At 40.5% G+C, this 23,227-nt stretch carries 18 protein-coding genes and 2 riboswitches; of the genes, 10 read left to right on the forward strand and 8 right to left on the reverse strand.

What is annotated here, in order from left to right:
* Positions 1-555, reverse strand: coding sequence for a cytochrome b (locus HHO47_RS00890; protein WP_169017991.1), 555 nt, complete (start codon positions 553-555; stop codon positions 1-3).
* Between the two features lie 210 nt (positions 556-765).
* The gene (locus tag HHO47_RS00895; RefSeq protein ID WP_169017993.1) at positions 766-2,088 is read right to left on the reverse strand and encodes a sodium-dependent transporter; all 1,323 of its coding nucleotides are present in this window, start codon (positions 2,086-2,088) and stop codon (positions 766-768) included.
* Positions 2,089-2,241: 153 nt separating this feature from the next.
* Here HHO47_RS00895 and HHO47_RS00900 point away from each other — a divergent pair, with 153 nt between their 5' ends.
* Positions 2,242-2,976, forward strand: a complete 735-nt coding sequence (locus tag HHO47_RS00900; protein ID WP_169017995.1) for a 4'-phosphopantetheinyl transferase family protein — start codon at positions 2,242-2,244, stop codon at positions 2,974-2,976.
* On the opposite strand, the gene lysC is transcribed toward HHO47_RS00900, so the two are convergent.
* On the reverse strand, positions 2,953-4,356 hold the full coding sequence (gene lysC / locus HHO47_RS00905) for a lysine-sensitive aspartokinase 3 (RefSeq protein ID WP_169017997.1): 1,404 nt from the start codon (positions 4,354-4,356) through the stop codon (positions 2,953-2,955). The genes HHO47_RS00900 and lysC overlap by 24 nt on opposite strands.
* 77 nt (positions 4,357-4,433) lie before the next feature.
* A riboswitch (Lysine riboswitch) is annotated at positions 4,434-4,605 on the reverse strand.
* A gap of 114 nt (positions 4,606-4,719) precedes the next feature.
* The gene (gene nhaD, locus HHO47_RS00910) at positions 4,720-5,967 is read right to left on the reverse strand and encodes a sodium:proton antiporter NhaD (RefSeq protein WP_169017999.1); all 1,248 of its coding nucleotides are present in this window, start codon (positions 5,965-5,967) and stop codon (positions 4,720-4,722) included.
* A gap of 178 nt (positions 5,968-6,145) precedes the next feature.
* On the opposite strand from nhaD, the gene HHO47_RS00915 reads away from it, so the two are divergent.
* The 4 genes from HHO47_RS00915 to HHO47_RS00930 all read left to right on the forward strand — a co-directional run bounded on the left by HHO47_RS00915 (position 6,146) and on the right by HHO47_RS00930 (position 11,484).
* Complete coding sequence (locus HHO47_RS00915) at positions 6,146-7,441, forward strand: hypothetical protein (protein WP_169018001.1); 1,296 nt, start codon at positions 6,146-6,148, stop codon at positions 7,439-7,441.
* A gap of 5 nt (positions 7,442-7,446) precedes the next feature.
* The gene (locus tag HHO47_RS00920) at positions 7,447-7,992 is read left to right on the forward strand and encodes a condensin complex protein MksE (protein ID WP_169018003.1); all 546 of its coding nucleotides are present in this window, start codon (positions 7,447-7,449) and stop codon (positions 7,990-7,992) included.
* A complete protein-coding gene (locus tag HHO47_RS00925; protein WP_169018005.1) occupies positions 7,992-10,769 on the forward strand; it encodes an ATPase in 2,778 nt (925 codons plus the stop codon). The genes HHO47_RS00920 and HHO47_RS00925 overlap by 1 nt, the downstream gene beginning before the upstream one ends.
* Positions 10,770-10,938: 169 nt before the next feature.
* Entirely contained in the window at positions 10,939-11,484 is a 546-nt protein-coding gene (locus HHO47_RS00930; RefSeq protein WP_169018007.1) for a DUF4136 domain-containing protein, read from the forward strand.
* Between the two features lie 68 nt (positions 11,485-11,552).
* On the opposite strand, the gene HHO47_RS00935 is transcribed toward HHO47_RS00930, so the two are convergent.
* A complete protein-coding gene (locus tag HHO47_RS00935; RefSeq protein ID WP_169018009.1) occupies positions 11,553-12,053 on the reverse strand; it encodes a peptide-methionine (S)-S-oxide reductase in 501 nt (166 codons plus the stop codon).
* A 232-nt stretch (positions 12,054-12,285) separates the two neighbouring features.
* Between HHO47_RS00935 and HHO47_RS00940 the strand changes: the two genes are divergently transcribed.
* Positions 12,286-14,082 carry a TonB-dependent receptor plug domain-containing protein gene (locus HHO47_RS00940; protein ID WP_211183565.1) on the forward strand — a complete coding sequence of 599 codons (1,797 nt, stop codon included), beginning with the start codon at positions 12,286-12,288 and terminating at the stop codon, positions 14,080-14,082.
* A 41-nt stretch (positions 14,083-14,123) separates the two neighbouring features.
* Here the strand turns inward: HHO47_RS00940 and HHO47_RS00945 are convergent, their stop codons facing one another.
* The gene (locus HHO47_RS00945) at positions 14,124-14,387 is read right to left on the reverse strand and encodes a YkgJ family cysteine cluster protein (RefSeq protein WP_169018013.1); all 264 of its coding nucleotides are present in this window, start codon (positions 14,385-14,387) and stop codon (positions 14,124-14,126) included.
* 126 nt (positions 14,388-14,513) lie between these two features.
* On the opposite strand from HHO47_RS00945, the gene HHO47_RS00950 reads away from it, so the two are divergent.
* The 3 genes from HHO47_RS00950 to HHO47_RS00960 all read left to right on the forward strand — a co-directional run bounded on the left by HHO47_RS00950 (position 14,514) and on the right by HHO47_RS00960 (position 20,491).
* Positions 14,514-15,686, forward strand: a complete 1,173-nt coding sequence (locus HHO47_RS00950; protein WP_169018015.1) for an efflux RND transporter periplasmic adaptor subunit — start codon at positions 14,514-14,516, stop codon at positions 15,684-15,686.
* Between the two features lie 3 nt (positions 15,687-15,689).
* Positions 15,690-18,872 (forward strand): efflux RND transporter permease subunit, encoded by a 3,183-nt coding sequence (locus HHO47_RS00955; RefSeq protein ID WP_169018017.1) that lies wholly within the window; start codon positions 15,690-15,692, stop codon positions 18,870-18,872.
* Positions 18,873-19,045: 173 nt separating this feature from the next.
* Positions 19,046-20,491, forward strand: coding sequence for a serine hydrolase domain-containing protein (locus HHO47_RS00960; protein WP_169018019.1), 1,446 nt, complete (start codon positions 19,046-19,048; stop codon positions 20,489-20,491).
* Positions 20,492-20,535: 44 nt separating this feature from the next.
* On the opposite strand, the gene ribB is transcribed toward HHO47_RS00960, so the two are convergent.
* A complete protein-coding gene (gene ribB / locus HHO47_RS00965; protein WP_169018244.1) occupies positions 20,536-21,192 on the reverse strand; it encodes a 3,4-dihydroxy-2-butanone-4-phosphate synthase in 657 nt (218 codons plus the stop codon).
* Positions 21,193-21,291: 99 nt separating this feature from the next.
* Positions 21,292-21,435, reverse strand: a riboswitch (FMN riboswitch).
* 63 nt (positions 21,436-21,498) lie between these two features.
* On the reverse strand, positions 21,499-22,437 hold the full coding sequence (locus HHO47_RS00970) for a LysR family transcriptional regulator (RefSeq protein ID WP_169018246.1): 939 nt from the start codon (positions 22,435-22,437) through the stop codon (positions 21,499-21,501).
* Positions 22,438-22,551: 114 nt separating this feature from the next.
* Between HHO47_RS00970 and HHO47_RS00975 the strand changes: the two genes are divergently transcribed.
* Positions 22,552-23,208, forward strand: a complete 657-nt coding sequence (locus tag HHO47_RS00975) for a nitroreductase family protein (protein ID WP_169018021.1) — start codon at positions 22,552-22,554, stop codon at positions 23,206-23,208.
* Positions 23,209-23,227: the final 19 nt, after the last annotated feature.

A 23,227-nucleotide genomic window follows, 5' to 3' on the forward strand; every position in this document is an offset into this window, starting at 1 on the left:
TTAATCATCCTTTTGTGGTTTAATCATTCTAATTAAGGTTTTATCTTTATCGATAAAATGATGTTTTAACGCCCCAAAAGCATGTAAAATCACTAACCCTATTAGGCTACACGCCACATAGTAGTGAACTTTACCTGCAATATCTGCTTGATTAGCTACTGAAAAATCAATTGCGGGAATACTAAACAAGGTAAACACCTCAATCGCGCGACCATCCGCAGTAGAAATCAAATACCCTGAAATCACAATAACGCTAAGCAGTAGATATAAAAATATATGTACTGTATGCGCTACACTATTTAACGCTTTACTACTGCCCACTACAGGCTCAGGCTGCGCACCCAATGCACGCCAAGCAAATCTAAAAATTAATAAAGCAACTAAGGTGATCCCTACGCTTTTATGTAAATCCAAAGAACCTTTATACCAGCTATCATAGTAGGTTAATTCAACCATATATAGCCCTAAACCAAATAACCCGATGACCATCAATGCCATGAGCCAGTGAAGGAAAATTGCGACTAAGCCATAACTTGACTGAGTATTTTTAAACATGCTGAACAGCTCCTTGATTTAATAAAGCAAGAATAGCCCGCTTAGAAAGAAAAGAAAATAGCGAATAACAAACAAGTTATGTGCGTATATGCACAGATAAAATTACACGTTTGTATTTGTCTGGGGTGTGTGAGTCGGTATTTTAACTCCTCTGTTCATAATCCCTCCTTGGATGTAATACCGCTAAAACTGACGGTGATGGCTAAACTATTACCCAAACGCCACATTGGCAAATACGGCGGTCATTAAAATTGGGCACACAAAGCGGATATACTGGGCAAACCAAAACTTAAAGCCACTGCTTGCTTGGTGCAGCTGGTTACCACGGCGCCACAACCAGCCTACCGTCACAAAATAAAACAAGCCCATTAGCGGCAGTTGGTATTGCGTTAGCACCATAATCACTAAACCAAATAACCAATCAAAATTAAAGATGATTAATGAAGAGGCAGCAAGCACGGTTAGGCTAACAATAAAGGTCGCTGTTTTACGCTCTACTTGATGGTTTTCAACTAAAAAAGCCACCGGTATTTCGGTAGACGATATTGTTGACGTTAAAGAGGCTATCGACATTAATACAAAAAACAATAAACCAACCACTAAGCCAATTTCACCCATGGTATTAAATAACTGCGGTAAAATAGCAAATATCAGTTGCCCTTCCCCAATCAACTTACCGTCGCTAAACACTTGCACACCATTATGCTGCGCTACATAAATGGCTGGAATAATTAATAAGCCGGCTAAAAATGCCACCCCGGTATCAAGCAAGGCAACAGAGGCTGTTAAACGTGGGAGGTTAGCATCGGGTTGCAAGTACGAGCCATAAATCATCATGCAACCAACACCCAGTGAGAGTGAAAAGAACGCCTGTCCCATTGCCGCAATAATTAAACTTGGGTTGAGTATTTGGCTAAAGTCTGGCACTAAATATGCTGCAAAGCCTTCACTTGCGCCATCAAGCGTGGCGATATAAGCAATTAGCACAACGAGTAACACCAATAGCATCGGCATTAACCGTCGCGACCATGTTTCAATGCCAGATTTAACACCTTTGAGAATAATACTCGCAGTGAGGATCAGCATCAGTGGTGTAAATACAAAATTACGCGCCATCGAGTCCGTGTGTAAAAATGTACTGACGGTGGTAAATCCAAAAAAGGTAGCAATGGGTTCAAAGGTATAAGCAAGCATCCAACCTGCTACAATTGAGTAAAAGCTCAGCATCACAACCGCACCGGCTAAACCTAAATAACCTGCAGCAGCACCTACTTGCGGTGCTTGCTCTTGCCATGCTTGTCTAAGTGCTTTAACCGGATTAGCTTGCGCTTTATGGCCTAAGTACAGCTCAGTGTATAAAGCTGGCAAGGCTAAAAAAAATATTACTATAAAGTAAACTAGCAAAAACGCGCCGCCGCCATGATTTGCCGCTTGCGTGGGAAACCCCCAAATATTACCTAATCCTACTGCAGCGCCAGACGCTGCTAAAACAAAGCCAAGACGACTTTTAAAACCATCACGCAATTGTGCCATACACCTACAAATCTGTTATTATTTTTCATTAGTGTGAATTAAACCATATTTAACTCTCACAAAGTAATAAATTTGCCTTGGCTTAGTTAACCTGCGCACAACCGCACAAAATATAAACATATTTATTCTTTTATCACTTTAATTGTGGATTTTATGCCTGCGTTATTTTTTCAACAGCAACTCGTTATCACCAAACACAGCGTGCAGCCGTTCAATGCGAAAACTATTTTATTATTTGACGCCCAGTTTTTAAATGTTGATGAATTCAATTTAGACGCATTATTAAGCCCTTTTGAGCTTACTGTGTTCACTCGCCGTAAGAGTAATAAAGCCAAGCAAGAATATTTAGCGACTCGGCTACTGCTTAAATATTTGGTAAAACAAACGATGCCACAATTTCGTGAGCTAGCAAGTAATCATATTAGCTCAGAATTTGACGAGCAAAGCAGTAAATTACTGCTACATATAACGGGTAGTAATACAGTACTTAGCAGTTGCCTATCTCACTCTAATGGTTTTGTCGGTGCGGCACTAAATCATGAATGCATTCAGTTTGGCTTTGATATTGAAAAAATATCCACAAAGCGCCCATTTATAAAACTTGCGAAGCATTTTTATCATCTTGATGAAGTGAATTTAATCCGCCAAAACCCCGAACGTTTTTTTAGAATTTGGACCTTAAAAGAAGCACTCGCTAAAGCCACCAGTCAGCCGATTGCTAAATTACTTAGCCCCAATGTATTTAATCAATTAATGCTGAGTAAGTTAACAGCAGTGAGCTGCCAATATAAAGAGTTTGATGTGAGTGTTGTAAGTAACCAGAGCACTGACTGGCAATGCTCGGTGGTAAATTCTATCGACCAATTACGCAGCGTTTTGCACTTCTAATAAGCGGCTATGTATTGCTTGTACAACAAAGTCTGACTCGCTTTGCTCGACCAAAAAACACAAATTATGTTTACTGGCACCATGGCAAATCAAACGAATATTAAAATCACTTAATACGTTCATTAGATTTACTTCTTGCTGCTGTAATTGAATTTGCGAACCAATTAATGCCACTAACGTTAAGTTGTTCTCAACTGATACATGACAAAATTCCGCCAACTGATCAAGGCATTCTTGATCAAGCTCAGGACGCGACGCATTTGGCGCGTTATCTAAAGTAATAGCAACACTTATCTCTGAGGTCGTAACCAAATCAACCGAGATATTAAATTCGCTTAAAATTGCAAACACGCGAGCTAAAAAGCCACTAGCCAGAAGCATTTCTGGGCTTTTTAAGGTTAACAATATTTGATTTTTACGTTGCGTTACCGCGCGAATACCTGGCACTTGTGATTTTTCACGCTCAATCCATGTACCACCACGCTCAGGCTCACGGCTAGAACCTACGAATACGCTAATGTGACTGCGGCTCGCAGGTAAAATTGTTGCAGGGTGTAATACCTTTGCGCCAAAGGTCGCCATTTCTGCCGCTTCATCAAAACTTAAACGCGCAATCGGCGTAGCTTTAGCACACAAGCGTGGATCGGTGCTAAAAATTCCCACTACATCAGTCCATATGTGCACGCTTTTAGCATTAATCGCCTCTGCTAATAATGCAGCACTGTAATCTGAACCACCACGGCCAAGTGTGGTAGTTTGCCCATGCGCGTCACTGCCAATAAAGCCTTGAGTGACTACAACGTGTTCTTTTAAAAGTGGTATTAAATGCTCTTTTGCCGCCACCGCGGTTGCAGCTACATCTGGGGTTGCTTTTGAGAATTGGCTGTCGGTTTTTAATACCTGTCGCACATCAAAACGCACCGCATTTAAGCCATTTAAACGCAGTACCTGAGTAAATAAATAGGATGATAAACGCTCACCAAAGCTCAATAACTCATCATGTTGTTGCTTTGATTTTAGTGGTTCACTGGCAAGTGACTTAAAAGCTTTAATGGTTTCATCAAAGCCATGAGCTAAATCAGCATCCAATGACAGTTCATTTAAAATAGCATCTTGAATAGCAATAACGCCAGCAATGTTCTCACTGCGCTCATCTGCTGATAAATCTTTTTTACATAAAGTCACAAGGTGATTAGTCACTCCTGCGCTGGCACTGACGGCCACCACGCGCACGTTGTTATCGGCTACAATAATTTCACTGCAACGGCTCATCGCTTCAAAGTTAGCCACACTGGTGCCACCGAACTTTGCGACTACGTAGTCTGATTTTTGATTTTGTGCTGACTGTTGCAAGTTAGTTACAGCTAATTGGGTATTCATGTCATCTCCTGTTGTGGCATTCATACCACGATAATACAAGAAGAACTTGGCAAGGGGGGGGTCGATAAGAAAAGTCCACTGCCAGAAGCTCTCCACCTAATTGGTGACAGTTTTGAGGATTCAGCCCCATAAACCGAAAAACCACTGTGACGTCCAGTTGCTTTCCTCGGCGAGTACTTCCCTCCTTAATGATCACAGGCATGCGTCGCCTAACATTAAGTACCTAAGTACCGCACCTCTTCTGAATGTTAGATTAATTACGTAAATTATTAGCAATTAAATAACAAAACCCGCTATTAAGCGGGTTTTGAAAGTTATCGTTTAGACGTCTAGCTGTCAAGTTGTTTTAAATAATAAAAACAACTAAATAAAGCTACCTGCTAAATACGATCCCATATAACCAATTGTATACGCGATTAATAAATACACCGACATACGTAAATAACTCATAAAGGTAAGTGCTTTTACTTTACTCATAGCGATAATACCGGCAGCTGAGCCAATAATAAGCATGGAACCACCCACCCCAGTTGCATACGTAAACGACAACCATTGTTGTGGACTCATAACTATTTCAGCTTTAAGTAACGCAGCCGTTAGCGGTACGTTGTCAACCGCAGCTGACAATATGCCCATTAAATAATTTGCATATTGTGCTGGCATTAACTCGTAAAGATGAGTGAACTTACTGAGCATGCCCACTTCTTTCAGGGCGCCTACAAGTAATAATACGCCAACGAAAAACAGCAAGGTGTCGTATTCGATTTCCCGAATATAATCGATGATTTTTTTATTAACGTCTTTTTTGCGCATTAAAAACTGTGCGGTTAAAAACATCAGTGATAAACCAAACAAAAAGGTCAACAACGGCGGCACATGGTAAAGTACGCTAAGCGTTAATGTGGCCATAATGGTTGATAAGAAAATAACCGCGATGGTGATATCGGTTTTTTCAATGCGGCGCTCTTCTTGTTTAGTAAACTCGACTGCACCATTTAAGCCAAACGACAACATAATTGCCAACAGCGCAACACTTGCCAGTGCTGGAATAACTAACAACAGCAAATGTGCAATACTTACTTTGCCATCAAGGAAAATCATCAGCGTAGTTACATCACCAGTTATGAGTGACACTCCACCAGAGTTAACGCTAAAAATAATTAATGTGGCATATTTAATAAGCTTTTTCGGATCGAGTTTTAACGACATCACCACCGCAAGAGAAATTAATGTGGCTGTGATATTGTCTGAAATCGACGAAAACAAGAAGGAGAACCCGCCAATCAAAAACATCAGTTTGCGTTCGCTAATAGCACTGGGCATTATCTTATGCACAATATTTTGGATAAAACCTTTGGAGTTCAAATAGGCTACAAAGGTCATTGCAGCCATTAAAAACAACCAGAGTGTGGCAATCTCTAAAATATTGTGGTCAAGTTGATATTGTACGTTTTCGGGGTTTTGCCCGTGAAGCGGCGAGATAAATAAGATAATCCAGCATAAAGTACCAAAGAAAAGCGTGGTTTTGGCCTTGTTTACATGGATAATATCCTCTATAACGATGAGCACGAATGCTAGCGTTATCAGGGTTAGGATAATTGCAGTTACCATGGTGTTTGAACAACCTTTATAAAAATGTAAAAATTGTATGTTACGAGCCGTAGGACGACACGGCGCGCAGTCTAGCACCAAAGACTGTGTAAAACTATTGCAAATTCATCTTTATAAGACAAATCGCTGATAGTCTGTACCTAGGCTATACAGTATCAACTAGAGTTACTGGAGCTTTATGATCCCAGCTAAAAAGTTACTAAATACCCTGACAGAACACTGGGGAATGTTAGAACTGCTATTTAAACGTTTTAAGATGGCTGATTTCAGCCTAAAAGACGTGCAAAATGCGATCAAAAAAAAACAGCCAACGTGGTCAAATGAGCGCATTTACAAAGAAACCAACCGCCTTTTAAACCAAGATATTATTATTCCCTTGGCTAAATCGTCACAACTAGAAATTAACCGGGCAATTGCAGATTTTGCCACTTTCTTATTGCAGGAAGAACATTTGGGGTTGGCGCAAGAAATTAGCGTGCTGGTTGAAGATTTAGCCCGTTTGGGTAACCGTTTAGACAATGCAGGTAGTATTGAAGACTACGACGAGATGCGCCGTTTTAGCCGCATTATGGATGATCGGGTGCGTAAAATCATGAAGCTATTTGCCCACAACGAAAATGCCATTTTAAATATTGTAGAACAAGCAAAAGCCAATAATGCGGTGCAATCCTTGCAAAAGCGTTATCAAGCGGTGATTGAAGCATTTGATGAATACATTGAACCAATGCTTGAGATGATCGATATTCGTGGCGATTTTCATGCTTGTTTTAATACCATCGAAACACAAATCAGCACGCAAATTGAATATATTGAGCGCAGCGGTAAAGCTTATCAAGATAAACGCATGCTTGAACGTTTACGTACCCGAATTTTAGAAATGCATTTAGTTGGTCGCGAAAGTCTGCGTAAAAGTGCCGACATGCTAATGCCACTGCGCGAAGAGCTGCGCCGTAATAATATGATCACTCGTCAAGCAGCTAAAGTACTTGGTTTAGTACGTAAAAATGGCGTTGATAATATGCTCAGCAGTGTACAACCACATTTTGTCTCTGACACACAGCGGTTCTCGTTGGGGCAACAACGCCATATGGTTGCTTATATGGCGACGTTGGTTGAATTCGAACACAGTGAATATGAACTACCTGACCAAAACGATGTGCCTGCTTTTGTTACGCCAAATATTCCAGATTACAACAATGTTAAAGCAAACTTTAAAAAACACTGCAATGCTAAACGTAAAAAGTCACAGCCATTATTGACTTTTTTAGGAGAAAGCTACCCCGACCTTGAAGCCGACGAAATGCTATTTTTATATCAAAAACTGGTCAGCGACACCGATATTGAAATCAATCAAAGCAATGAAAAAGTGCGCGTAAACATCGCAGGACAACATTTCTCACTTTTCCCTTTTAATACCAAACCATTTAATTCTAAACCTGTTGCATCTGAGCAAATTAAAACAGGGAATGAGTAACCAATATGACACAAATAAATTTAGATGAATTGAGCCACCTACAAGCAATTAATAAAAAACTCGTTACCGGCTATCACATTAGCGAACAAGACACCGTGATGTGGCAAGAGCTTGATCAACAAATTGATCATTACCGCGCATTATTCAGCGCCCTTGGCCACGATTTACAACACGACAGCCGTGGTTTTTATTACTTTGCTAGTGATGAAAGCACACCCAATATGGGGAAAATTTCTCGTGCGATTGCCTTAACCATTTACATCTTAATTGAGCACTATGCAAACTCAGGTAAAGACCCAATGCGTGCCTTATTTGATGAAGTAAATGATTTAGAACTGATGCAAACTTTAGTGCAAATGAACAAGCACTTATTTGATCAGCTGGAAATATTTTCAGGATCAGACCTGCGTAAAGACGTGTACTTACGCATGATACGACTAGGCCTTGCCCGAGAAGTAGAAGGCGGCTTTATGCTACAAGCGCCTATCTACCGTTATATTGATGCCTTAATGGAAGTAAACGAAGAAACCTATGTTGAAGAGGACGAATAATGAAAAACCTATACGGCCTCAGTAAGCTGGCACTATTAAACACCGCAGGTTATGCCAAATGTGTGATCCCACTTGATAAAAGCAGCTCAATTTGTGCACCAAATAATACTGGTAAAAGCTCGGTGATCAATGCTCTGCAATTTCCGCTTATTAATGATTTACGCTTAACAGAATGGGACGGCCATGATTTAGACGAAACCCGTAAATTTTATTTTTCGTCAGATCAATCCTATATATTACTCGAAGCCGACCTGCCCCATGGCCCTGTGGTGATTGGTGTAGCTGGACTTGGTAAAATAGCCGGTTACGCGCATCAGTTTTTTTGTTACCAAGGCAAACTCAACCTTGAGCAGTACACTCAAGGTAAAACCATTATTAAATTCACTAAGCTGTTTAATCATTTAAAAGAGCAAGGCTTTAACCCGATTGAGCTTAAAGCGCAAGAGCTCAACGCACTATTAACGGGTGGTGCCACGCCATTTGATGGCGACATTAACTTAAAGATGATCCCGCTTAACAACGTGCAAGATTCGGCAATTTATAAAGAAATTTTCCGCCGTATTTTGAACCTGCATAAATTAGGCGCTGCCGACGTAAAACGCTTTATGTTACGCGTATTTGAACGCCATATGTCAAACTCAAAGGTCGATTTTTATGAAGTATGGCGTCGCTCATTTGATAAAGTAAACCGCGCAAAACGTGAGCTAAAAGCACTCGAGTCGATGCAAGAGCCTATTAGCGCCCTTGAATCTATGCTTGAAAACCAAACCGTACTCAAAGGTAAATTGGCCGCATACGCGCCTAAAATTGACCAAGCATTAATCGATTTTGATAGCTACCAAGAAGCGCAATTGAGCGAGCTTAATACTGCCCTTGAAGACATTGAACACGAAAAACACGAGTTTGAACAAAAACAACAACTTTATCTACAACAATCGCGCGATATTGAACGCAGACAAACACAAATAGAGCAATGGTTTTTAGACTTTGGTGCTCTAAAATCTGAATTTGAATTAGTTAACATGGCAACCTTAAAAGTAAGCCTTGGTCAATTAAAGCAAGATTACGAGTCACTATCGCATTCTATCAACAGTGCGCAAGGGCAAAGCCTGCATACTCTTGATTACCGTATTAATGAAACACAAAAGCAGATCAACAGCTTAAAGCTACAGCTTAAAAACCTTGAGTTTAATTTATTCACCCGTATGCGCGAGGATTTATCACTTAAAGAAGTGGAAGAGATCTCGCGCATTCTAAACCCTGATATTCTGTCATTTGCCACCACCAGTAATGGTGATATAGATATCACTGATGAAGATGCCTTTGGTGTATTTTTAGAGCAATTATCAGATAACGTGAAAGGCGGCGTGCTTACCCTGCCCGGCGCGACCATTAAGCTGAAAAAACTCTCACCGGTGCAGATGCAAAGCGGTGAAAATAAAGAGCAACTTACTGCGCAACTCAGCGCCCTTGAACAGTCACTCAATGAATTTAAGCAACAGCGTGATGTGACCGCCAATGTGGCCGACAAACAAAAAGAAAAAGATGCCTTATACGATGAACTCATGGCAGCAGAAAGCGCGCTTAAACGCTTTGAACAATTTCAGGTTATGCTGCAATCAATAGATGCACAGGCGCTGTTAAAAGAGCAATTATTGGCTGAACGCGAGCAAGTTGATAGCTACTTACAAGATATTCAAAATAACAGTGGTTCAATTAGTGATCGACGCTCGATTATTAAATCGAAAAAAGATTTAATTTCACGCCAAGCCGAGCGCCTACGTCAAGTCAAATCTGAACGAATTGACCACACATTGGATTTATATAGTGGTAAAGTCACCCCTTATATGATTGATGTGCAAATTGACTTTGATAATCTCAGTGATTTAGTTCATCACTTTAATAAAGATTGCCAAGAGCTGCGTAATTTTGATATCAACGTTCGTAATACCTATTTGCATATTTACAATGCCGGTATTACCAAATTTGATAACGAAAACGACGAGTTTAGTAAATACCAGAAATTGATTGGCGCGTTCCATAATATTGATAACGAACGTGATGCAGTTGAACGCCAAGCTCGGGTTGCACTAACAGAAGTCGCTGCAACGATTAAGGGACTACGTGAAGATTTAGACAGACTGCGCCGTGAAATGAACAGCTTCAATAAAGGCATTAGTCAGCATCGTATTTCAAATTTACAAGCATTTAAAATTAACGTGATACCACGCAAAATGTTGGTTGATAGTATTGATACCCTCATCAGTACCTCAAATCAATTTGAACAAGGTGATACGCTGGATCTACTCAGCCAAGAACCCTACAGTGAAAGTGCTGTCAACGAAGCAAAAGATCACTTAATTAAACTTGCCTCTGATAAAGCAGGTTTAACCCTTACTGACTTATTTGATATTCGTTTTGAAGTTGTAAACCGCGCAGGCGAAACCGAGCATTTTGAAAAGATTGATTCGGCTGGCTCAAACGGTACGCGTATCACCATAAAATTATTATGCGGCATGCTGTTTATTCGCTACTTATTAAGCGATCAAGAGCAAAACTTATACCGCATCCCAATTTATATTGATGAAGCGGCCGATATCGATCCACAAAATCAAAAAGCAATTATAGAAACTGCGCTCAGCTTTGGCTTTGTGCCTATTTTTGCCTCGGTGAAACCACAAATTAGCTGTGATTATATTGTGCCAATTCGCTCCGTTAAAGACGGCGCCCAAAACTGGGTAGATGAAAAAGATTGGATAGAAGTAGAGCATGAATAAGACAATAGCCACGTTTGTGTAAATTAATACATCATTCAGTCAAGGACGACTAAACTAACCAGTACTTATCATGTATACAAATTACAGGTAAAAAATAACATTTCCTTGAATTAATTCTATGTTATGTTATCAAACGAATAGTAATTAAATTTGCCAAGGAGCAAACTCCATGAAAAATATACTAATTGCAGCTGCTGTATTACTACTTGCAGCCTGTGCAAAAACCCCTGATATTGATTACGACAAATCTGTGGACTTTGGTAACTACAAAACGTTTGCTTGGTTTCCACAAGCGACCTTGGCTGACGCTGGTAACTATCAAATCAGCCCATTGATGGAAAAACGTGTGCGTGAAGCGGTAAATACACAATTACAAGCAAACGGTATGACACCTGCCGACGAAGCCTCAGCCGATGTATTGATTAACTATCATGCTTCTGTTGATACTAAGGTTGACGTTGATACATTTAATGTAGGTTACGGCGCACGCTGGAATTACTGGGGCATGGGTTATAACACGCAAGCAACAACCCATGAATATGATGTGGGAACTTTAGTCATCGATGTTGTTGATCGTGCCTCTAACCAGCTTGTTTGGCGTGGTGCTCGTGAAGGTCGCCTACAAAAGAAACAAACACCTGAAGAGCGTAACAAAGCAGTACAAGAAGCAGTTGCAACAATTTTAAGTGGTTTTCCACCAGAAAAACTAAAATAATACTTTAAATTAGCATTCAAAAAAGCTCACTATTTAGTGAGCTTTTTAGTTTCTGAACGAATTTAAATTTAATCTATTTTATACTTATACAAAAGAGCATGCGGTATATGGCAGTAATCGTCGGGGAAGTTGGTTAAGCGGTCTTGATGCTCAGGATCGCTTGCTACATAATTTGTTAATGGCAGCACTTCTACTACGACTTTAGCGGCATCATCACGTTGGCTGATATAATCCCGCGCTATGGTGAGGTGTGTTGGCTGTTTACTATAAATGGCTGTGCGGTATTTCGGCCCAATATCATCGCCTTGCTTGTTAATACTGTAAGGGTCAATAATTTCAAAGAAATTACAGATCAAGGTGTTCAACTCAACTTTATCGGTATCAAAAATCACCTTCACACATTCTGCATAACCATCATATTCACCCGTGGTATTGCTGCTGATACCATTGGCACGCCCTGCTTCTGTGCTGTCCACGCCTGGTAAATGCTTGATAAACTCCTGTACTCCCCACAAGCAGCCACCAGCAAAATAAACAGTTTCTAAATTGGTGTTATGTAATGTGTTCATATATTAAACCTATGTGAATAGACATGAATGATTATCAAATGCAATTTTCTCTCATTAAGATACAATAGCGCTCTATTTAAAACGCGTACTAATAACGTGTTTGCTCATGCAGCAATATATAAAAAGCGATAGCTATCGCACAGTATACATAAAAGCGTAAAGAGATTTTAAAGTGATAAAAACAGTATACCTAGTCCTACCTGTTATTTTTTGCAGTTTATCGACCACAGCAATGGCCACTGATGTAATAAATAACACTGACTACATAGAACAAATAACAGTAAAAGTGTCAGCAACTGCAAATAATGAACCTGTTGGCACCTTTGCCGCACCCATCTCAAATTTAGAATACGATCCACGTGTTGATCTGCAATCGCGTAATATGGCCGAAGCACAAGCGGATGTCACTATTCGCGGTGGTATTTTTGAAAACACCGGTTTTCGGGTAGGTAGTGCCACCTTATTCGATCCACAGTCAGGTCATTACTTTGCTGAAATTCCAATTGCACCGCAGATGCTTGATACCGCCGATATTTTTACTGGCGTTGATAATGCCTTGTATGGGGTTAATAGCTCTGTTGGTACGGTGTCGTTTGGTTGGACGCCCATTAATACTGGCGGCAGTGTTTCATTAGGTACTGGTAATAACGACTTTAATTTACAAAGTATCAATGCTGGAGTCAGGCTGCCACTTGCAGGCCAGCCTGATTGGCAACTGGGTTTTCAAGGTGACTACGCGCACTCGCAAAGTGACGGCACCATAAAGCATGGCGATCACGATTTTACCCGTGCCTCTGGCCGCGTACAGTTAACTGGCCCGCACTCTCAAACAGATTTATTTTATGGCTCGCAACAAAAGTTCTTTGGTTGGCCAAACTTGTACACGCCATTTGGGGTCAACGAAACCGAAGATCTTGATACACAATTATTCATGCTTAATCATAAACAAGGCTATGCAAAACAAAGCTCTTTTGAAGTATCTGCGTATTATCGTAAAAATAACGACCATTATATTTACTCGCGTGAAAACCCCAGCGCATTTGAAGCTTTTCATGAAACAGACGTTAAATCTCTCGCGCTGTCTGGCCGTCATAGTAATAATGAATCGCTTGCTATTAATTACTCAGCGCAATACATGGAAGATGCAATTGAATCTACCACCCTTGAGAATAACTTTACCTCACGCAATTATTATAAACTTAGCGTGTTGCCAGAATACAAAACAGCAATTGATACTAACCAATTGCTGACCATTCGCTTAGGTGCTGCCTATGATAACACTAACAGAGATGATTCGCAGCTCTCACTACTTGGCGACCTTGCATGGAATACGCAGCACAATGATGGCACAGAGCGCACAATGTACTTGTCGTTTGCACAAGCAAGTCAGGTCGCCGGATACACTGCCATCGGCGGCAGTGAATCGGGGGGATTATTTAGAAGTAATTATGATCTTGAACGTGAAAGCACCCAAAACATAGAGCTTGGTTTATTACTTGAAGAACACACTTGGCGTTTAGATTCAGCGATTTTTTACCGCCAAGATGAAAACCTGACCGATTGGACTTACAGCTACAGTTCTACTTCTGCCCGTGCAGCTAATCCTGTTGATATAGACACCGCAGGTATAGAGTTTTTAGCAACTAAGCATTTTGATACTGTTGAACTTATTAGCAGTTATACCTATTTGCATAAGTCAGAAACTTATGGCGCAGAGGATATAGATGCCAGTTTTTATGCGTTAAATTTTCCTGATCATCGCGTCACGCTCGGCGCTATTTGGCAACCCATGGATTTGCTGGAATTTAGAATTGATAACGAATGGCGTAAGCAACATGAAAATGCATTAAGAAATGACAATGATGAGGCGTTATTTACCCATTTAACGTTAAAAATAACTCCATCGACACTTGATAACTTATTTATTACATTAGCGGCCGATAACTTATGGGGCGAATCGTTTGAGGAAATTCCAGGCACATCTGGGCGCGGTGAGCAATACACACTAAGTGCAACTTATAGCTGGTAAAAAATATGTATAGAAACCGCATTTTTAAGATGCGGTTTTTTTTATGTCATTTGCTCTAATTCGGTAATTAATTGCAGCGCTTGCGCATTCGTTGTTCCACACACATCAATCGTCGCACTAAAATCACTGCATACTTTCGGGCGGCTTTCATCACCAAACAACTTGCATAAGTTATTGTTATCTAACTGAATGCAGCGCTCCCCTGCTTTTTTTCCATTAGGCATCCCCGGAATTGATGAACTAATACTTGGTGCGATACAACATGCGCCACAGCCAAGTCGACATGCCATTGCTGATGTATTCATCTTTGCCCCTTTTGTAATCTATTTCGCTAATTTGTTAATTGTGTAATGACTTGTTACATCTTTAAGCGCCTTATAAACACTTTCTTCATTATAATGACAATGTCACCTAATTATGAGGAAAGCCCTGTGGCTACTAAAAAACAAATCATTCTACCTATTGCCGTGTTAGTCGCAGGTGTAGGTCTAGCGGTTGCGTTTTCAGCGATGAAACAACCGCCAGAAGAAAAACCAGCACAAGATACACGCCCATTGGTCTCTGTTAATCCTATTCACCTTGATACAATTACTCTAGACGTAAAATCGTATGGTGTAGTAAAAGCAAAAGATCACACCCCACTGGTTGCGCAAGTAAGCGGTCAAGTGGTGTTTGTATCTGAGCAATTTGTGCAAGGTGGTTTTGTTAAGCAAGGTGATATTCTAGCACGAATAGATCCAAATGATTATGAAGCAGCGTTAATTGAAGCCCAAGCAGGCATGGCGCAAGCCAGCTCTGATCTAGAGATTGAGCGAGCGCAAGCTCATGTAGCACAAGCTGAGTGGGATCGCATAAAAGACGATTCAAATCAAATGATCCCATCTCAATTATATTTACGCAAACCACAATTAGCCGAAAAACTAGCGCGTTATCGTGCCGCGCAAGCTTCTGAAAAACGCGCAAAACGTAATTTAGAGCGCACATACATAAAAGCGCCTTATGATGCGATTATTTCTGAACGTGCAATTAGTTTAGGCAGTGTAGTCAATCCTGGAAGCCAATTTGGTGCTCTTAGTTCAATCTTGGTTGCTGAAATTCGCCTGCCTGTGGCTGATAAAGAATTACAATACCTGACTAACCGTGGTATCGGCGCTAATGTTACGCTCACTGCTGACTATGCAGGTAAGCCAACGACATGGCAGGCTAAGGTTGTCCGCAGTGAAGGTGTTATTGATCAAAAAAGTCGTATGAGCTATCTAGTTGCGCAAGTTAATACCCCTTATGCTAGTGAACAACCACTGCGTTATGGCTCTTATATCAATGCCACTATTTCTGGCCGTGAACTGGATAATGCGATTATCGTTCCTCATCACTTAGTGAAAAACGGCAAAATAGCAGTAATGAATGACGATTTAACGCTTTCATTTAAGTCTCTTAATATCATTAGAGAACAAAATGGTATGGTCATCGCATCGCAAGGCTTAAATGATGGTGAGCAATTGATCACATCAGCTTTAGATTTTCCAACTGAAGGCATGCAAGTCAAACTAAATGACACTGATAAATCTGCTGGTGTAACGCAACTTGCGCTAAAAGAGGAATAAATCATGAGCATTGAGAATGAAAAAGGCTTAATTGCTTGGTTTGCGCGTAATCCAGTTGCGGCAAACTTGATCATGATTTTTATCCTGGTGGGTGGCCTACTAACCGCCTTAACCATCCGCAAGCAAGCATTTCCACAGTTTGAAAGTAATTGGGTAAGTGTTCAAGCTATCTATCCTGGTGCGGCTCCGCAAGAGGTTGAAGAAGGCATAACCATTAAAATTGAAGAAAACCTCGAAGGTACTGAAGGTATCAAACGCCTAATTACCTATTCAAACCGTGGTTATTCTCAGGCTTGGATCGAAATCGAAGAAAAGTACGACCTTCAAGAAGCCCTCGACGAAATAAAAGCACAAGTAGATGCTATTAATTCGTTCCCTGCGGGTATGGAGCGGCCAATTATTCAGCGCGAAAAGTTTCAACAAGAAGTGATGGTACTTGCGCTTTATGGCGACATGACTTATGCACAATTGAAGGAACTAGGCACTAATTTAGAGGATGAATTACTGGCTTTACCTAGCGTTAATTTAGTTGATTTTTTCAGCGGCTTAAATTACGAAATAGGCATTGAGATTAGCCCAGATAAACTGCGTGAATACGGCCTTACTTTTAGAGATGTTTCTAACGCGGTGAAAAGCTTTTCGACCAATATGTCAGCAGGCCAAATTCGTTCAGAAAATGGCTATATTTCGATGCGTGTTGAAAAGCAAGCCTACCGCGGTAATGAGTTTGAGAAACTTCCTTTAATTACCCTTGCTGACGGCGCACAAATATATTTAGGCGATGTAGCCACCATTAATGATGGTTTTGAAGAAGGTCTACTTTATTCTAAATATAATGGTAAAAACTCGCTAATTTATGAAATTAACGCATCTAAAGATCAGGATATAACAGACGTTGCCAAAGTGCTTAAACACTATATGGCAGAGAAAGCGTCACAATTACCACAGGGTGTAAAACTAACACCTATGATTGATCTAACTTACTACCTACAAGGTCGACTTGATATGATGGTCGACAATATGATCTGGGGTGGCATTTTAGTCATGATTGTATTGGCATTATTTTTACCACTGAGATTAGCATTTTGGGTAATGATGGGCTTGCCTGTATCATTTTTAGGCGCATTTTTGTTTATGCCAATTGGCTTTTTAGACATCACCATTAATATGGTGTCGTTATTTGCCTTTATTATTGTGCTGGGTATTGTGGTGGACGATGCCATTGTAGTGGGCGAATCAGCCAGTGCAGAAATTGAAAAGCACGGCCATTCTCTCGAAAATGTTATACGCGGTGTAAAACGCGTTGCAATGCCTGCGACATTTGGTGTATTAACGACGATTGCCGCATTCTTACCACAAGCGATGGCCTCAGGTCCCGGCGCAGCATTTTCGAAAGCCATTGGGGTCGTTATTATATTATGTTTGATTTTCTCGTTAATTGAATCAAAACTCATTTTGCCTGCCCACATCGCAGCAATGGATCCCCGTAAACCGAATCCTAAAAATCCATTGCACAAAGTACGCATGGTTGTTGATACTGGCTTAAAGTCATTTGTCGAAAATTATTACACGCCATTTGTAGGACACTGTATTCATTACCGTTACACTGTGATTATTGGCTTCTTATGTATTTTAATCGTCAGCGCTGGTATGTTTTCTGGGGGCTTGGTTAAGTTTGTACCAAACCCTAAAATACCACACGACTTCCCCCGTATTGTTGTAGAAATGAATCTAGAATCGTCTGAGCAAGCAACACTCGAAACCGCCAAAAAAATCGAAGCGGTATTACTTAGTGTCGATGAAGAGCTTGAAGCGCAGTACGGACAAAAAATGATTCGTGACCTTTCGGTAAGCCTTCGAGGCCGTACAGGGGCGCAATTAATGGCCGTTCTTATTGAGCCTGACAAACGCCCAATTGATACGTTTACACTCAGTGCATTATGGCGTGAAAAAATGCCACCGCTTCCTGGTGTTAAAACACTGACTATTCAAGATAACCTATTTGGCGGTGGTCGAGACGATGGCGATATCAGCTTTAGGCTTGAAGGTAAAAATGCCGATGAACTTAAAGAAGTGGCAACCAAACTAAAAGCGAAACTACAAAGCATGGAAGGTGTGGGCGATGTGAACGATTCAATGCAAAGTGCCACTGACGAAGTGCAACTTAATTTAAAACCACTTGCCTACAGCATGGGCTTAACACTTGCTGATGTGGCATCACAGGTTAGTTTTAGCTACTACGGGTTGGAAGCTCAACGTATTTTACGTGAAGGCGAAGAGATCAAAGTGATGATCCGCTATCCAGAAGACGAGCGAAACTCTATCAGTAATATACATAGTACGCGAATTATTACGCCCTCTGGCGCTGAAGTTCCGCTTAGCGAAGTCGCAGAAATAAACTTGGTCGATGGTGTTAACAGCATCCGCCGTGAAAACTCAAACAGAACGGTCAATGTATGGGCCGCTATTAATACCGACAAAGTTGAGCCGTTTGCTATCGCACAAGAAATTCGTGATGAATATTTGCCGTCACTGCTAAAAAATTACCCAGGTGTTAAAAGTAACGTTGCTGGTCGAGTACAAGAAGAGATGGAAAGTGCTGATGAGCAATTGCGTGATTTTGCTATTTCACTGATGATTATTTTTGCGCTGTTAGCCATACCGCTGCGCTCATACTCGCAACCACTGATTATTATGTCGGTGATCCCATTTGGTGTTGTAGGTGCAATGTATGGGCACATGGTATTAGGTATGACAATGAGCGGCCTATCAATGTTTGGCATCATTGCCGTAGCCGGTATTGTTGTTAATGACTCACTAGTCATGGTTGATTTTGTAAATAAAGCGCGCGCTGAAGGCGTAGCAATAAAAGAAGCGGTTATGCAAGCAGGTGCTCGTCGCTTTAGAGCAATATTACTGACCTCAGTAACCACCTTTATCGGTGTACTCCCCATTATTATGGAAACCAGCTTACAGGCACAAATTGTAATTCCGATGGCTGTGTCACTGGCCTTTGGGGTGTTATTTGCCACAGTGATCACGCTGATCCTGATCCCATGTCAATATGTCGCACTAGAAGATGCTAAACGATTAATTCGTAAATGGCGTGGCAAAGAAGCGCTGGTAGATGGTAAACCGCTTGATGATAAAGCTATAGATCAAAAGGTATCCCCTACTCACTCGTAAAATTTGAAATCCCAACCAACTAGCCCGCGATGTTTACAATACGGGCTTTTTTATGCTTATAACAACAAGGACATATAATTTATTCACATAAAATCAACACGATAATAATTTACTTTGTATTTTATCCACGGTAAAAGTAGTACATAAAACAAACTAAAAAACTAAGGAAGCTCATGAAACTCACCTCGAATATGTTTTACCACACTATTTTTATCACAGCTCTACTACTGCTCTCACACACTGCAATTGCAGGCGAACACGCGAAAGAAATGGATGTATTTATTGAACAATTTCATGATTTTAAACAATTCAATGGCAACGTACTGGTCGCCAAGCAAGGTAAAATTATTTTTGAAAAAAGCTATGGCTACGCCAATTTTGAATGGGACATCAAAAATACAGCCGATACTAAGTTTCGCATTGGCTCTATTACTAAACAATTTACTGCCATGCTTATTTTACAGTTAGCGCAGCAGAATAAAATACAGCTTGATGCTCCCCTTGCTACTTACCTGCCTGATTATCGTAAAGACTTAGCAAATAAAATTACTATACGCCAAATACTTAATCATACATCAGGGCTAAGTAATTATACGCGAGCAAAAGCTTTTAAAAGTGATTACAGTCGCAACCCTTACAGTGTGGATGAGTTTATAAAATTATTATGCAGTGACGATTTACTCTTTGAACCTGGCACACAATTTCGCTACAGCAATTCAGGCTACTTTATTTTGGGCGCCGTGATTGAAAAAGTCACTCAACGTCGTTATCAAGATGTACTGCAAGAAAATATTTTTAAACCACTTAATATGCATAACACTGGTTATGATTCACATGCAAAAATAATCAACCAACGTGCATCTGGTTATAACAATAACTTAGACGGTTACACTAATGCCGATTATCTAGATATGTCGATCCCTTATGCTGCGGGGTCAATATACTCAACCGCACGCGATCTCGTTAAGTGGGACCAAGCGCTGCATACAAATAAGCTAATAAATAAAGAACTAAAAAAACAAATGTACACCGTATCTGAACAGCGTAATTACGCACTTGGCTGGGAAGTTAATCAGCTAGATGCTGATAAATATGGTAAACCACTGACACAAGTACAACATGGCGGTGGTATCGAAGGGTTTAATGCATTTATTAGCCGTATTATTGAAGATCAGCTACTGGTGATAATTTTAAATAACACGGGCGGTGCACCAATGACACCTATGACTAAAGGATTAACCAATATTTTTTATGGTAAGCCCTATGACGGTGCAACTGAAAATGTGGATAGCCAGCTCTATCATGCCTTGCAAAATGGCGGTATTGCACAGCTTAAAAGCAAATATAATCAATTGGATGAGAAAAAAGTTCCGCTGCGAGAAAGAAGCATCAATTACTTTGGTTATGAATTAATAGCAATGAAAAAACTCGATGCCGCAATCACAGTATTTGAACTAAATACTGCTAAATACCCCGATTCTGCTAATACTCACGATAGTCTGGGTGAAGCGTATTTAACTGCTAATAAACCCGTTCTTGCATTAAAAAGTTACCAGCGCGCCCTTGAATTAAACCCCGACAATGAAAGTGCAAAGCAAGCTATTATAAAACTACAATAATCCTAAGTAAAAAGCCACGATCGTGGCTTTTTACTAAAACCTTTCTAACAAGCGTGTTGTTGATTTATATGTATATACTGCACTAAATCTTCAATTGAAACCACCACCATGCCATGCTTTAAAGCAAATTCACTCACCTGCGGTAAACGAGCCATAGAGCCATCAACATTATTTAATTCGCAAATAACGCCAAAAGGTTTTAAGCCTGCTAATTGCATCAAATCTACCGATGCTTCGGTGTGACCACGACGTACAAGTACACCACCAGTTTGTGCGCGCAGGCCAAAGACATGACCCGGTCGAGATAAATCCTCCGGCTTGGCATTATCTGCCGTTGCAGCTTTGATTGTCGTGACTCGATCAGCTGCTGAAACACCCGTTGTAACACCTTTTCGAGCCTCAATCGTAACCGTATAAGCAGTTTGATTTTGGCTGGTGTTGTTGTGCACAACCATTTGCGGTAAGTCGAGTTGTTTAACTCGCTCATCACCCATGCATAAACACACAATACCACTGCCTTCACGGATCATCATCGCCATTTGCTCAGTGGTTAAGTGCTGTGCTGAAAACACAAAGTCACCTTCATTTTCACGGTTTTCATCATCTACCACAAGCACACCTTCACCTTGCTGCAATGCAACAATAGCACGTTCAACGCGCTCGAGTGGTTCGCCAAATTGGCTAAGTAAAGAAGACTGAATCATCATTTTTAATACCTATTTAAATATGAAAAGATTCAGGACATTGAAAGGCACAGCAAAAAGACCACCCGCAGGTAGTCAATACTGTTTATAGATTAACTATATTCTCTTTCATCCGGACTATGACCGTCGGCTCTGGCCTCTCACCAGATCTGCTGACCTTTAATTGCATTAAAGCGCTCGCGGGCTCACTTTGCTAAGTATACCGCCGGTGGGGAATTTCACCCCGCCCTGAGAATTTGCTAATACAACTTGCCTGTAATAGCGGGGTTATTTTATACCTAAATATGTATTAAATACGAGTAATTAATCATCAAGAATACTGTTTTCTAGTATACCTTTATCAATTAATTGGTTGATTATTGCACGTGATTTTTGCCTACATGCATCTCTGAGCAATCGAACGGCTGGAGTAATTGATTGACGACTAGGGCAAATTAACCACAGCTCACCACTGGTATGCTGATAGTCATTCATCACGGTAACGACTCTATCGTTAAGTAGGTCATCAGCAATATCTAATGCCGACTTTACAGCAAGCCCTTTACCAGCAACACACCAACGCCTGACTAGATCACCATCATTAGAGGCGCGTTTACCCTGCATTTTTACTTTGTAGTTATTTTGCCCGTCGGTGAATTCCCACACATTATTGATAATATCTTGTAATTGATAAAACAAACCTTGGTGCTGGTCTAATTCATCTGGATGTGCAGGCTCACCATGGCATTTTAGATACGACGGGGTGGCGCATAACAATCGTGGGATATTACAAATTTTAAACCCGTAAACATTGGCATCATTTGGCGAACCATAACGCAGCGCTATATCTACAGAATCGCGGTAAAAATCTACGTTGCTGTCACTAATATGTGTGCGTAGGCTCACTTTAGGGTAATTATCCATAATTTCATCAATCCAAGGGATCACTAAATTACGGCCAAGATCAGAAGATAAAGCCACTCTTAGCTCCCCTTCAATCTCATCATGTTCACCTTTCAGGTTTTGCCGAGCTTGCTCAAGTATTGCTATTGCTTGCTCGCACTGAGGAATGTAACGCTCGCCAGCTGCAGATAGCCTAAGATGACGTGTTGTTCGTACAAATAAGTCAACACCTAAAGTCGCTTCTACACGTTTGATAGCAGCACTGGCGGTTGCGGTACGCATATCCAATTTTACTGCTGCAAGGGTAATACTTTTAAATTCCGCAACTTTTAAAATAAGTTTTAAATCGTCAATCTGCATATTATCTAAATATATTTGATAATGATTCAATAATTATGCTGTTTATCAAAAGTAATGCAAGCGCTATCATCCGCTTCATTCAACAGCTTTGATTATTCGCTACAGGAACCAATTATGACACACCCAATTATTACTGACTTAGAAGCTCGTTACACAGCAAAAAAATATGATGCAACTAAACGTGTATCGGCAGAAGATTTAGCTGTTATCTGCCAAGCTATGCGTTTATCTCCGTCATCAATTAATTCGCAGCCATGGAAATTCATTGTAATTGAGTCTGATCAAGCAAAACAACGAATGCATGATACTTTTGCTAACAAGTTTCAATTTAATCAGCCGCATATTAAAACTGCATCACACATTATTTTATTTACTTACAACCCGAAATATACCAGAGAAGATTATGCAAAAGTGATTGACACTGATATCGCTAATGGCCGTACGCCAGCAGAAAATCGTGAGCAAGCCTTTGGCGCGTATGCATTCGTTGATTTAAATACCGATGAATCTGGCAACAATGCAACATGGACCAAAGCTCAAACTTACATCGCACTTGGCAATACTATGCATACAGTAGCCCGTTTAGGTATTGATTCGACACCCATGGAAGGCGTAGATAGCGAGCTAATTAGTGAACTTTTTGCGGATGAGTTAGATGGCTATATTTGTGAAGTAGCACTGGTGATCGGTTATCACGAAACACAAACCGACTATAATGCTAAACTGCCAAAATCACGTTTGAGTCAAGATCAAATTATTCAAGTGGTTTAAAAAATTGCAGGGCTCTTCA

It is taken from the genome of Pseudoalteromonas arctica (assembly GCF_012927645.1).
Classification (GTDB): Bacteria; Pseudomonadota; Gammaproteobacteria; order Enterobacterales; family Alteromonadaceae; genus Pseudoalteromonas; species Pseudoalteromonas arctica_A.

What these genes read in the sequence shown, in the direction of transcription:
- HHO47_RS00890 (WP_169017991.1), bottom strand. Translation starts at nt 555, where the DNA reads ATGTTTAAAAATACTCAGTCAAGTTATGGCTTAGTCGCAATTTTCCTT.
- HHO47_RS00895 (WP_169017993.1), bottom strand. Translation starts at nt 2,088, where the DNA reads ATGGCACAATTGCGTGATGGTTTTAAAAGTCGTCTTGGCTTTGTTTTA.
- HHO47_RS00900 (WP_169017995.1), top strand. Translation starts at nt 2,242, where the DNA reads ATGCCTGCGTTATTTTTTCAACAGCAACTCGTTATCACCAAACACAGC.
- lysC (WP_169017997.1), bottom strand. Translation starts at nt 4,356, where the DNA reads ATGAATACCCAATTAGCTGTAACTAACTTGCAACAGTCAGCACAAAAT.
- nhaD (WP_169017999.1), bottom strand. Translation starts at nt 5,967, where the DNA reads ATGGTAACTGCAATTATCCTAACCCTGATAACGCTAGCATTCGTGCTC.
- HHO47_RS00915 (WP_169018001.1), top strand. Translation starts at nt 6,146, where the DNA reads ATGATCCCAGCTAAAAAGTTACTAAATACCCTGACAGAACACTGGGGA.
- HHO47_RS00920 (WP_169018003.1), top strand. Translation starts at nt 7,447, where the DNA reads ATGACACAAATAAATTTAGATGAATTGAGCCACCTACAAGCAATTAAT.
- HHO47_RS00925 (WP_169018005.1), top strand. Translation starts at nt 7,992, where the DNA reads ATGAAAAACCTATACGGCCTCAGTAAGCTGGCACTATTAAACACCGCA.
- HHO47_RS00930 (WP_169018007.1), top strand. Translation starts at nt 10,939, where the DNA reads ATGAAAAATATACTAATTGCAGCTGCTGTATTACTACTTGCAGCCTGT.
- HHO47_RS00935 (WP_169018009.1), bottom strand. Translation starts at nt 12,053, where the DNA reads ATGAACACATTACATAACACCAATTTAGAAACTGTTTATTTTGCTGGT.
- HHO47_RS00940 (WP_211183565.1), top strand. Translation starts at nt 12,286, where the DNA reads ATGGCCACTGATGTAATAAATAACACTGACTACATAGAACAAATAACA.
- HHO47_RS00945 (WP_169018013.1), bottom strand. Translation starts at nt 14,387, where the DNA reads ATGAATACATCAGCAATGGCATGTCGACTTGGCTGTGGCGCATGTTGT.
- HHO47_RS00955 (WP_169018017.1), top strand. Translation starts at nt 15,690, where the DNA reads ATGAGCATTGAGAATGAAAAAGGCTTAATTGCTTGGTTTGCGCGTAAT.
- HHO47_RS00960 (WP_169018019.1), top strand. Translation starts at nt 19,046, where the DNA reads ATGAAACTCACCTCGAATATGTTTTACCACACTATTTTTATCACAGCT.
- HHO47_RS00970 (WP_169018246.1), bottom strand. Translation starts at nt 22,437, where the DNA reads ATGCAGATTGACGATTTAAAACTTATTTTAAAAGTTGCGGAATTTAAA.
- HHO47_RS00975 (WP_169018021.1), top strand. Translation starts at nt 22,552, where the DNA reads ATGACACACCCAATTATTACTGACTTAGAAGCTCGTTACACAGCAAAA.